The 11,881-nt window shown below is 60.6% G+C and carries 10 protein-coding genes; 9 read left to right on the top strand and 1 reads right to left on the bottom strand.

The annotated features are described in order from the left end of the window. The 4 genes from HMPREF1546_RS05945 to HMPREF1546_RS05930 all read left to right on the top strand — a co-directional run. Positions 1-1,024, top strand: a 1,024-nt coding sequence (locus tag HMPREF1546_RS05945) for a DNA repair exonuclease (protein ID WP_021751772.1), incomplete at its 5' end; no start/stop codon positions are given. Positions 1,025-1,041: 17 nt separating this feature from the next. After that, on the top strand, positions 1,042-2,043 hold the full coding sequence (locus HMPREF1546_RS05940) for an asparaginase (RefSeq protein WP_021749703.1): 1,002 nt from the start codon (positions 1,042-1,044) through the stop codon (positions 2,041-2,043). Positions 2,044-2,406: 363 nt separating this feature from the next. Beyond that, entirely contained in the window at positions 2,407-4,173 is a 1,767-nt protein-coding gene (gene thrS / locus HMPREF1546_RS05935; RefSeq protein ID WP_021749704.1) for a threonine--tRNA ligase, read from the top strand. Positions 4,174-4,361: 188 nt separating this feature from the next. Continuing rightward, the gene (locus HMPREF1546_RS05930; protein WP_051319960.1) at positions 4,362-5,360 is read left to right on the top strand and encodes a lipoate--protein ligase; all 999 of its coding nucleotides are present in this window, start codon (positions 4,362-4,364) and stop codon (positions 5,358-5,360) included. A 60-nt stretch (positions 5,361-5,420) separates the two neighbouring features. On the opposite strand, the gene HMPREF1546_RS05925 is transcribed toward HMPREF1546_RS05930, so the two are convergent. Next, positions 5,421-6,134 (bottom strand): MBL fold metallo-hydrolase, encoded by a 714-nt coding sequence (locus HMPREF1546_RS05925; protein ID WP_021749706.1) that lies wholly within the window; start codon positions 6,132-6,134, stop codon positions 5,421-5,423. 460 nt (positions 6,135-6,594) lie between these two features. Between HMPREF1546_RS05925 and HMPREF1546_RS05920 the strand changes: the two genes are divergently transcribed. The 5 genes from HMPREF1546_RS05920 (at position 6,595) to HMPREF1546_RS05900 (ending at position 11,787) form a co-directional block, all read left to right on the top strand. Beyond that, positions 6,595-7,122, top strand: coding sequence for a TRAP transporter small permease (locus HMPREF1546_RS05920; protein ID WP_036630559.1), 528 nt, complete (start codon positions 6,595-6,597; stop codon positions 7,120-7,122). Continuing rightward, positions 7,119-8,426: a TRAP transporter large permease gene (locus HMPREF1546_RS05915; protein WP_021749709.1), complete on the top strand. Its 1,308-nt coding sequence runs from the start codon at positions 7,119-7,121 to the stop codon at positions 8,424-8,426. Before HMPREF1546_RS05920 ends, HMPREF1546_RS05915 begins: the two co-directional genes overlap by 4 nt. Positions 8,427-8,504: 78 nt before the next feature. Continuing rightward, the gene (locus HMPREF1546_RS05910; RefSeq protein ID WP_021749710.1) at positions 8,505-9,596 is read left to right on the top strand and encodes a DctP family TRAP transporter solute-binding subunit; all 1,092 of its coding nucleotides are present in this window, start codon (positions 8,505-8,507) and stop codon (positions 9,594-9,596) included. A gap of 206 nt (positions 9,597-9,802) precedes the next feature. Then, on the top strand, positions 9,803-10,792 hold the full coding sequence (locus HMPREF1546_RS05905) for a thiamine pyrophosphate-dependent dehydrogenase E1 component subunit alpha (protein WP_021749711.1): 990 nt from the start codon (positions 9,803-9,805) through the stop codon (positions 10,790-10,792). Positions 10,793-10,812: 20 nt separating this feature from the next. Continuing rightward, entirely contained in the window at positions 10,813-11,787 is a 975-nt protein-coding gene (locus HMPREF1546_RS05900) for an alpha-ketoacid dehydrogenase subunit beta (protein WP_021749712.1), read from the top strand. Positions 11,788-11,881: the final 94 nt, after the last annotated feature.

The following is an 11,881-nucleotide window of genomic DNA, read 5'->3' as shown; positions in this document are numbered from 1 at the left end:
GGCCCGCCGCCGGGAGAGCCGGGAACTGGCTCTCCGTCTGGCGGACTACGTGAAGGAACACGGCATCGATCTGGTGCTGCTGGCGGGGGATCTGTTCGACAGCGCCAGCCCCTTCCGGGAGACGGGGGAACAGCTGGCCGCCGCTCTGGGACAGATGCGGGCCAGGGTGTTCATCTCCCCCGGCAACCACGACTGGTACGGACCCGGCAGTCCCTGGGAGACGGTGGACTGGCCGGAGAATGTGTACGTATTCAAAGAGAACAGGCTCACGGCCGTGGAGGTGCCGGAGCGGAACTTGGTGATCCACGGGGCGGCATTCTCCGGCCCGGAACAGCCGGAGAGCCTGCTGGCGGGTTTCACCGCCCCGGCAGACGGAAAGTGTCACATCGGCCTGCTCCATGGGGAGCTGGACGGGGCGGAGGCGCGGTACGGCCCCATCCGCCGGGAAGAGGCGGCGGCCAGCGGCCTCTGCTATCTGGCACTGGGCCACGTCCACAAGCGGACGGCGCCCCTGACACTGGGGCGGACGGTCTGCGCCTGGCCCGGCTGTCCGGAGGGCCGGGGGTTCGACGAGCTGGGGGAGAAAGGTTTTTACGAGGGGACGATCTCCGACGGCGGAGAGGTCTCCCTGACCTTTGTGCCCTTTGCCCGGCACCGGTATGAGGTTTTAGAGGTGGACGTCACCGGAAAAGAGCCCCGGGCCGCCGTGGAGGCAGCTCTGCCGCCGGAGACGGCCGGGGACCTGTACCGCATCCTCCTCACCGGCGAGACCGGAGAGGGCGGCGCTGGCGCCGCGGCCATCCAGGAGGCGCTGGCGGACCGGTTTTACGCCCTGGAGGTCCGGGACCGCACCCGTATGGCGGAGGACCTGTGGCGGCGGGCGGAGGAGGACTCCCTCCGGGGCCTGTTTCTCCGGGAGCTGCGCCAGCGGCGGAAGCAGGCGGAGACGGAAGCGGAACGGGCGGAGATCGACCTGGCGGCCCGGTTCGGCCTGGCAGCGCTGGACCACCGGGATCTGGGGTGAGCGGAGGAGCGGATGAAATGAATGAGATGAAGAAGATTCTGCTGATCGGCACTGGCGGCACCATCGCCTCGGACGTGACGGACAGCGGCCTTGCGCCGGAGCTGACCACGGAGCAGCTGCTCTCCCATATTCCCGGGATCTCGGACATCTGCGGCGTGGACTGCCTCCAGCTGCTGAACCTGGACAGCACCAACATGACCCCGGCTCACTGGCTGGAGATCGCCGCCTGTATCCGGGACCACTACGGCTGCTATGACGGCTTTGTCATCACCCACGGCACGGACACCATGGCGTATACGGCGGCGGCCCTGAGCTATCTGATCCAGGGTAGTCCTAAGCCTATTGTGCTGACCGGCGCCCAGAGACCCATCGGATTTGATTCCACGGATTCCAAGACAAATCTGGCGGACGCCTTCCGCTGCGCGGCGGAGGACCTGCCGGGGGTCTCTATCGTGTTCAACAGCCGGGTGATCCTGGGGACCCGGGCCAAGAAGACCCGCTCCAAGAGCTTCCAGGCCTTTTCCAGCATCAATCACCCGGAGCTGGGCGTCCTGCGGGACGGCGTGCTGCTGCGGTACATCCGCCAGGACTGCCGGGAGGCCCCGGTGTTTTACGACCGCCTGGACCCGCGGGTGGCCCTGCTGAAGCTGGTGCCCGGCACCGGGCGGGATGCGGCGGACTTCCTGCTGGAGCGGAACGACGCCCTGATTATCGAGAGCTTCGGCGTGGGCGGCCTGCCGGAGGCGGGCGGCTTTTACGACTGCGTCCGCCGCTGGATGGAGGCGGGGCGGGTCGTCGTTCTCACCACCCAGGTGGAGAATGAGGGCAGCGACCTGGGGGTGTATCACGTGGGCTACCGCCTCAAAAGCGATCTGGGGGTGCTGGAGGCCTACGACATGACCACGGAGGCCGTGGTGGCCAAGCTCATGTGGATCCTGGGGCAGACCCGGCGACGGGAGGAAGTGGAGCGGCTGTTCTACACACCGGTGGCCCGGGACATCCTCTGGCCCGGCCTGTAAAGACAGAGGGAACCGACGTCCGGAAAAAGGCAGGTTCTCCCACTTGACAAGGAAAAAGGCCCGTGATATATTTATTTTTACTGAAAAAAGCATTGAAAAGGACGCTGTCCGGGACTCGACAGCAGAGAGGGACCGCCGCTGGCTGAAAGCGGACCCTGCCGGATCCCGGAACACAGCCACCGCCTTGGAGCCGCCCACCGATATGTAGGCTGGGACGGGACCTCCCGTTATAGAGGACACGAGCGGCATCCCTCCGGGGATGCAAGCAGGGTGGAACCGTGGAATACGATTTTGTATCCCACCCCTGATTTTTCAGGGGTGGGATTTTTGTTTTCTGCCCCTTGAACAAAAGGAGGATCAACCATGTCTGAAGAAGTGAAGAACAACGAGTTTACCTTTGAGAATCCGGCGTACCGCCAGACCTACTGGCACACCTGCTCCCACGTGATGGCCCAGGCCGTGAAGCGCCTGTGGCCGGAGGTGAAGCTGGCCATCGGCCCCTCCATCGACGAGGGCTGGTACTACGACCTGGACGCCCCCTTCGCCTTCACGCCGGAGCACCTGGAGAAGATCGAGGCAGAGATGCGGAAGATCTGCAAGGAGAAGCTGAAGCTGGAGCGGTTCGAGCTGCCCCGGGAGGAGGCTTTGAAGTTCATGGAGGAGAAGGCAGAGCCCTACAAGGTGGAGCTTATCAACGACCTGCCCGCAGACGCCCATATCTCCTTCTACAAGCAGGGCGAGTTCACGGATCTCTGCGCCGGCCCCCATCTGGACTCCACCGGCCGCATCAAGGGCAACGCCCTCAAGCTCACCGCTTGCAACGCCGCCTACTGGCGGGGTGATTCCAACCGGGAGACCCTCCAGCGGATTTACGGCATCGCCTTCCCGAAGAAGGACGAGCTGGATGCCTACCTCCAGCGGATCGAAGAGGCTAAGAAGCGGGACCACCGGAAGCTGGGCCGGGAGCTGGGCCTGTTCATGCTGCGGGACGAGGGCCCCGGCTTCCCCTTCTTCCTGCCCAAGGGCATGACCTTGAAAAACACCCTGCTGGATTACTGGCGCCAGGTCCACAAGAAGTACGGCTATGTGGAGATCTCCACCCCCATCATCCTCAACCGTCAGCTGTGGGAGCGTTCCGGCCACTGGGACCACTATAAGCAGAACATGTACACCACTGTTATCGACGAAGAGGATTACGCCATCAAGCCCATGAACTGCCCCGGCGGCATGCTGGTCTACGCCAGCGAGCCTCACTCCTACCGGGAGCTGCCCCTGCGGGTGGGCGAGCTGGGCCTGGTACACCGGCACGAGCTGTCCGGTGCGCTCCACGGCCTGTTCCGGGTCCGCTGCTTCACCCAGGACGACGCCCACATCTTCATGACCCCGGACCAGATGAAGGACGTGATCCAGGAGACGGTTCGCCTGTTCGACGAAGTGTACTCCACCTTCGGCCTCAGCTACACCATTGAACTCAGCACCATGCCGGAGGATCACATCGGCACTGTGGAGGAGTGGGAGCATAACCAGGACATCCTGAAAAACGCTATCACCGACATGGGCAAGACCTTCGAGGTCAACGAGGGCGACGGCGCTTTCTATGGCCCCAAGCTGGACTTCCATCTGGCCGATTCCCTGGGCCGCACTTGGCAGTGCGGCACCATCCAGCTGGACAGCCAGCTGCCGGAGCGGTTTGAACTGGAGTACACCGGAGAGGACGGCCAGAAGCACCGCCCCGTCATGGTCCATCGGGTGGTTCTGGGCAGCGTGGAGCGGTTCATCGGCGTCATCACCGAGCACTTTGCCGGCGCGTTCCCGGTGTGGCTGAACCCGGTGCAGGTGAAGGTCCTGCCCATTACAGACCGCGCCCTGGAATACGCCGATCAGATCGCAAAGCAGCTGGATGCCGCCGGCTTCCGGGTGGAGGTGGACGGCCGCAACGAGAAGATCGGCAAGAAGATCCGGGAGGCCACCCTGGAGAAGATCCCCTATATGCTGGTAGTGGGCGACCGGGATATGGAAAACCAGACCGTCTCCGTCCGCCTGCGGACCGGTGAGGATCTGGGCGCCATGTCCGTGGCGGATTTTGCCGCCCGGCTGAAGCAGGACGTGGACACCAAGGCCATCTGGTAAAAATGCGTTCCCCTCACAGCGGCCCGGGGCCGAACCCGGACCGCTGTGTCCGATTCCGCAACGGGCGCTCCCGCATCCGGGCAGCGGAAAGATGGCGGGCATTTTCGGTGGTTCTGCACATTGCCGGGACCGCCCGGACGGTATACAATAAGAAAAAACATCCGGCACTTTTTGCAGAGGAGGCGGCTATGAGTCAGGAGATTCACTATTTGGAGACCGGATCCCAGGACCCTTTTTACAATCTGGCGTTTGAAGAGACGGTACTCCGCAGCCGGCGGTCGGGGGAGTATCTGCTCCTGTGGCAGAACGACAACACCATCGTCATCGGGCAGAACCAGAACGCCGAGGGTGAGATCAACCGGGCCTTTGTGGAGGCCCATCAAATCCATGTGGTGCGCCGCACCACCGGCGGCGGTGCCGTGTACCATGATCTGGGCAACCTGAACTACTCCTTCATCACCGACGTGGGAGACGCGGAGCGGCTGACCATGGAGCGGTTCACCCGTCCCATTGTGGAGGCCTTACAGGGATTGGGCCTGCAGGCGGAGGCCTCCGGCCGCAATGACATCCTGGTGGAGGGGCGGAAGGTGTCCGGCACAGCCCAGCGGCTGCTCCGCGGGCGCTTCCTGTATCATGGGACACTGCTGTTCGACGCCAACCCCGGCATGGTGTCCGGGGCGCTGAATGTGGACCCGGCAAAGTTCGAGTCCAAGAGCGCAAAATCCGTGCGCAGTCGGATCGGCAACATCCGGGAGTTCCTGAAGACGGATATGGATATGCCCGCCTTCTGGAGTTATCTGAAGAAAACATTGGCTGGTAGCGGTCTGGTGGAGGATCACCTGACAGATGAGGAACTGGCTGCTGTGGATGAGCTGAAGCGCACCAAGTACGACACCTGGGAGTGGAACTTCGGCCGTTCCCCCAAGTACAACCTGCGGAACAAGCGCCGCTGGGACGGCGGCACCCTGGAGCCCTGCGTGGAGGTGGACCAGGGGATCATCCGCCAGATCGTGTTCTACGGAGATTTTCTGGCTGTCAGCCCCATGGACGAGGTGACCGGCGCCCTGATGGGCACGCCATTCCGGCGGGAGGACGTGGGGGCGGTGCTGGACCGCTTCCCCCTTCGGGACTATTTCGGAACCATCACCCGGGACCAGGTGCTGGATACAATATTTTATGTGGACTGAGACAGCGTCCGCAGAAGCAAAAAGAGAGACGCGCCCGGCGCGTCTCTCTTTTTGCTTCTGTCAGGCCAGGATTTCCCGCTGGAACGGCTCCAGCAGCAGCCGGACATCCGGCACCCCCTGGAGCTGGCCCGCACCCTTGACGGCGGCATTCCGATATCCCCAGCGGTCATCGTGGGAGAAGGGGAGATGGTATACCACCAGATGCTCCGGCCGGATGGCCTGTTCGATGAAGTGACGGCCCTTCCGAAGAGTCACCCAAGGGAAGTTCAAAAGGGCCAGATCAATGGGGCGGCTGCCGATGAAATCCCGCAGCTGCGGGTCCGCCACGGCGCAGTCTCCGGCGATCAGGACCCGGAAACCGTCATATTCCAGGATACAGCCGTAGTGGGGGACCTCCCGGTACTGTGCACCCTCGTGAGTCAGGCGCATGAAGTCCATGTGCAGCCCCTCCAGGGTGAGATGGCTGCTGGGACCGGCCAGCACCAGCTGGCGGTCAAACTCCTGCTCCGGCAGCACCAGGGCCACCTGCGGATTTCGGGCAATCACCTGCTCTGTCAGGGCGCGGGAGTAATGGTCCGGATGGCAGTGGGTGAAAAAGAGCAGATCCGGGCTGGCGAAGTCCGGATGAGCCTGAAGAATGTTCCAGCGCTCAGGGGTGACAGTGGAGAACCCCACAACCCGACGGTCGTGGAGCGCGTCGGACCAGACCCGCATGGCACCCAGATGCAGGGCGACCCCGGCGTTGACGCTGAGTGTGATTTGGCAATGGGACATGATGTCGCTCCTTGTGTGTACAGGATTTTTACTTGCGGGACAAACGTCTTTCAGAATAAAATTTCAAAATGCCATGATTTGCGTAAGGTTTGCGTAAGAATCGGCGCTTTGCGGTTTTATGGTTGATTATACCATACTTTTTCCGAAAAATCAGCAAAAAGTCCAAAAATAATTTATTTTTCTGTTAAAATTGCCATATTTTTGCTGTTTGTACAAAATTGGCAAAGAGCCACAGAACAAAATGGGCAAAATGACAAATTTCTGATTGCTGATTGATATTGAATTGGCAAAGTGATATACTTGTCTCCGTTAACAGAAATTTAATATGTATTTCTGTGAAACAGGCGGCTTTGCGGCAGTTTATTCATACGGCATGATAGACAGGCAACTATTCATGCGCAGGAGACGTATAAATATTCTGTTAAGACGGGGCGCCACACTAACTGAAGGGATTGATCGAATGAAAACCTACAAGACGATCATGAACGGGCTCACCAAAGTCGAGGAATTCGTGCTCTGTGTGATTACCGTCGTGGTTACAGCGATCACGTTTATCAACGTGCTCTCTCGGTATGTTTTCCACTCCAACTTCGCGTGGTCCGAGGAGCTGGTCATCAACGTGTTCATCCTGATGATCATGCTGGGCTGCGCCCTAGCTACCAGAGACGGCAGCATGATTACGCTGTCCCTGATCTTCGACAATGTGGGCGTCGGGGGTAAAAAGATTCTGACCGTGATTGACACGGTCGTGAACCTGATCTTTTACGCCATCCTGATCTACACCGGCTTTAACAAGGTGTTCGATCAGATCAGCACCGGCAAAGAGACCTTCTCTCTGGGCTGGCCCGAATGGGTGTTTACCATCCTGCTGCCCATCGGCTCCATCTTCCTGGTGCTCCATGCGATCGAGTATCTGGTCGACGTGATGAGCAACAAGGCCGCCTGTGTGAAGCCGGCTGAGACAGAGGGAGGCAAAGAGACTGTATGATTAACTTGATCCTGTTCGGCAGTTTCTTCGTGATGCTGCTGCTGAATATCCCCATTGCCGTCAGCCTGGGTATGTCTTCCATTTTCGCCCTGCTCTTCAGCAGTTCCCCCCTGACGGTCGTCCCTACCAACGTGTACAGCGGCATGGCAAAGTTCCTGCTGCTGGCTATTCCGTTCTTTGTTCTGTCCGGCAACATCATGGCCAAGGCGGGCATCTCCAGCCGTCTGGTGGCGTTTGCTGATGACTGCGTCGGCCATCGGCGCGGCGGCATCGCCATCGTGGCTGTTATCGTGGCCTGCTTCTTCGGCGCCATCTCCGGCTCCGGTCCCGCCACCGTGGCGGCTCTGGGCATTATCCTGATTCCCGCCATGATCAACCGCGGCGGCTTCTCCGCCCCCTTCGCCTCTTCCCTGATGGCCAGCGCCTCCTCCATCGCCATCGTCATTCCGCCCTCCATCGCATTCGTGGTGTACGCCTCCATCACCGGCGTCTCCGTGGGCGATATGTTCATGGGCGGCTGGATTCCCGGCATCATGATGGGCCTGTCCCTGGTGATCATCATCATGATCGAGTGCCGCAAGAAGGGCATCCAGGCATCCAAGGCAAAGTCCTCCTGGGGCCAGCGCTGGAAGTCCTTCCGTGAGGCCTTCTGGGGCTTCCTGATGCCCGTCATCATCATCGGCGGCATCTACGGCGGCGTTTTCACCCCCACCGAGGCGGCTGCCGTCTCCGTGGTATACGGTCTGGTGGTCGGCGTCTTCATCTATCGTGAGGTCAAGATGAAGGATATGATCGATATTCTGGTCGACTCCGGCAAGACCACCGGCGGCATCATGCTGATCATCGGCGCGGCCACCCTGTTCTCCTATGTGTGCACGGTGTTCGGCATTGCGCAGGCGGCCCAGGCTCTGCTGCTGGAGATCTCCGGCAACAAGTACATCTTCCTGCTGATCGTCAACGTGATCTTCCTGATTGCAGGCTGCTTCGTGGACGCCAACTCCGCCATGTACATCTTTATCCCCATCATGTACCCCGTAGCCACCCAGCTGGGCATCGACCCCGTCCACTTCGGCGTGATCGCCACAGTGAACCTGGCTATCGGCCAGGTGACTCCTCCCGTGGGTGTCAACCTGTTCGTCGCCATCGGTGTGTCCGAGAAGCTTCAGGGCCTGCGGGACAAGACCAAGGTCACCATTGTCTCTATGTCCAAGGCTGTGTGGCCCCAGATTGTGGCATGCATTATTGCGCTGCTGCTCATCACCTATGTGCCCTGGTTCTCTACCGTGCTCTTGTTCGGCAAATAAGCATCTCCTGACTTGGCTGTAACCGCGCTTTGCGGTTTCAGATAATACCTGCTACAACTATTTTAAGGAGGCAAAACAATGAAAAAGTTTCTTGCACTGCTCCTGGCGCTCACCATGGCTCTGGCCCTGGTGGCCTGCGGCGGTGGCGATGACGCTGCCAGCGATACCACTGCCGACAGCGGCGATGATGCTGCCGCTTCCACTGGCGAGTTCGAGGAAATGACCTGGAAGTTCGCCTGCTCCGCCACGGAGACCTCTCCCTGGGTGGACGGCGCCAAGGAGTTCGCCCGGATCGTGGGCGAGAAGACCGGCGGTGCCATCACCGTTCAGTACTATCCCGCTGACCAGCTGACCGCCGGCAACCAGACCGACGGCATCCAGGCCCTGATGGACGGTACCACCGAGTTGTCCATGCACTCCAACCTGATCTGGTCCTCCTTCGACCAGCGGTTCAACGTGGTCTCCCTGCCCTTCCTGTTCAGCAGCACGGAAGAGGCTGACGCGGCCCTGGACGGCGCCGGCGGCGAGGCTCTGGGCGAGATTCTGGAGAGCACCTACAACGTGCACCTGCTGGGCATTGCGGAGAACGGCTTCCGCCACATCACCAACAGCAAGCACGCCATCGCCAGCAAGGCTGACATGAACGGCCTGAAGATGCGTGTCGCGGGTTCCCAGCTGCTGAACCGCTCCTATGAGCTGTGGGGCGCCGACTACACCAACGCCAACTGGTCCGAGGTGTTCACCGCTCTGCAGACCGGCACCTACGACGGCCAGGAGAACCCCCTGCCCACCGCTGATGCCGCTTCCATCCAGGAGGTCCAGAGCTATCTGACCTATTGGACCGGCGCTTATGACTGCCTGTTCTTCTGCATGAACGCTGAGCTGTACAACTCCCTGTCTCCCGAGCTGCAGGCCATCGTTGACGAGGCCGGCCAGGCTGCCTGCGAGTACGAGCGTGAGCTGAACCGCAGCCAGGATCAGGAGATCATGGACAAGTGGGCCGAGGCTGGCGTTGAGATCACCGAGCTGACTCCCGAGGCTGCTGCTGAGTTCGCTGAGGCTTCTGCCCCCGTGTACGACGAGTTCGCCGACGAGCTGACCCCCGAGCTGATCGAGGCTTTCACCAGCGTCACTCAGGCTGATGCTGGCACCACTGAGCCCGCCGCCTAATTGAAGAGGCAGCCTGCGTTTCCGTATAAACAACGGTTAAGGTTTCGTAAGTTGCGTTAGCTGAGAGGACGTGGCTGCAGGAAACTGTTGCCACGTCTTTTCAGAGAACATAGGTGAAAATTTTGACGATTTCACCGCCCAGCGCATCTGTCCCAGCAAATTTCAAAGAGTGCCGACAGGAGAGTCGGCAGAAGGGAGTTTTTCCTATGGCAGCAACAAAGGCAGCAAAATACACCAAGGAACTGGCGGAGCACTTTTATGAGACCATGTGCACCATCCGCAAGTTTGAGGAGAGCGTGAAGCACGACTTCCTGAATGGTGAGATTCCCGGCTTCGTGCACCTGTACATCGGTGAGGAGGCCATCGCCACTGGTGTGTGCTCCGCTCTGCGGAAGGACGATATGATCGAGTCCACTCACCGCGGCCACGGCCACTGTGTGGCCAAGGGCGCGGATGTGAACCGCATGATGGCTGAGATCTTCGGCAAGAAGACCGGCCTGTGCCAGGGCCGCGGCGGCTCCATGCACATTGCCGACTTCTCTGTGGGTATGCTGGGCGCCAACGGCGTCGTGGGCGGCGGCTACAACCTGGCCACCGGCGCTGCCCTGGCCAGCAAGATGATCCTGAAGAACGACCGGGTTTCCGTGGTGTTCTTCGGTGACGGTGCCTCCAACCGCGGCACTTTCCACGAGGCCATGAACGTCGCTTCCGCCTGGAAGCTGCCCGTGATCTTCGTCAACGAGATGAACTGCTGGGCTTCCACCACGCCTTACCGCACCACCTGCAATGTGGAGAACATCTCCGACCGCGCGGCGGGTTATCATGTGCCCGGTGTGATCGTGGACGGCCAGGATGTCTTTGCTGTGTATGAGGCCGCCAAGGAGGCTGTTGCCCGTGCCCGTGCCGGCGAAGGCCCCACGTTCATCGAGGCCAAGACCTACCGCATTGAGGGCCACTTCGTGGGCGACCCTGAACTGTATCGTGACCACGCCGAGACCCAGAAGATCTATCACGACACCGATCCTCTGAAGATGTTCCGCGCCAAGGCCGCCAAGCTGAAGCTGATGACCGCCGAGGAGTGCGACGCCATCGATGCCAAGTGTGAGCAGAAGATCAAAGACGCCAAGGAGTACGCTATGCAGAGTGAGTACGCCGATGCGTCCGAGTACATGAAGTACGTCTACGTGGATGACTAAGGCGAAGGAGGACAAATACGATGCGTAAGATCACTTTTTCTCAGGCCACTCAAGAGGCCATGGCCGAGACGATGGCGAAAGACCCCACTGTATTCGCAATGGGCGAGGACCTGGCCCGTCAGGGCGGTATCTTCGGTCAGTTCAAGGGCCTGCCCCAGCAGTTCCCCGGCCGGATCATTGATACCCCCATTTCCGAGACCTTTATCATCGGCGGCGGCGTAGGCGCGGCTCTGGCCGGCGCCCGTCCCGTGGTGGACATGCACTTCGCCGACTTCATCGGCGTGCCCATGGACGAGATCTTCAACCAGATGGCAAAGGTCCGCTACATGTTCGGCGGCCAGGCCAAGGTGCCCCTGGTCCTGCGTGCGCCCGACGGTTCTGCCGGCGGCGGCGCTGCACAGCATTCCCAGTGCGTGGAGTCCTGGTTCGCCCACATCCCCGGCATCAAGGTTGTGGCGCCCTCCAATCCCTATGACGCCAAGATGGTGCTGAAGGCCGCCATCGAGTGCGACGACCCCGTGCTGTACTTCGAGAACAAGATCCTGTACAAGGAGAAAGGCGAAGTGCCCGAGATCGGCGAGGAGGAGCCTTACACCCTGGGCAAGGCCCGCGTGGAGCGTGAGGGTAAGGATGTGACCATCGTGTCCTACTCCATCGGCATGAAGAATGCCCGCGGCGCTGCGGACCTGCTGGCCAAGGAGGGCATTGAGGCCGAAGTCATCGACCTGATCACCCTGTCTCCCTGGGATAAGGAGACCGTGCTGAACAGTGTGAAGAAGACCCACCGCCTCTGCATCGTCCACGAGGCTGTCAAGCAGGGCGGCTTCGGCGCGGAGATCTCCGCCACCGTCGCGGAGGAGGCCATGGAGTATCTGGATGCCCCCATCCTGCGGTACGGCGCTCCCTTCTGCCCGATCCCCTTCGCTCCCACCCTGGAGAAGATGGTGAAAGTGGTTCCGGAGGACCTGGTAAAGGGCATCAAGGGCATGTTTTAATGCCTGTTGAAAAGGAGATTTTCAAGTATGGCAACTGAAGTATTGATGCCCAAGCTCGGCCTGACGATGACCGAGGGCACCATTGAAGAGTGGA

The sequence above is a fragment of the Oscillibacter sp. KLE 1745 genome, assembly GCF_000469445.2.
In the GTDB taxonomy this organism is placed as follows: Bacteria; Bacillota; Clostridia; order Oscillospirales; family Oscillospiraceae; genus Oscillibacter; species Oscillibacter welbionis.
The sequence above is the reverse complement of the archived record's forward strand: the minus strand, read 5'-3'. Positions and strand labels throughout refer to the sequence as shown.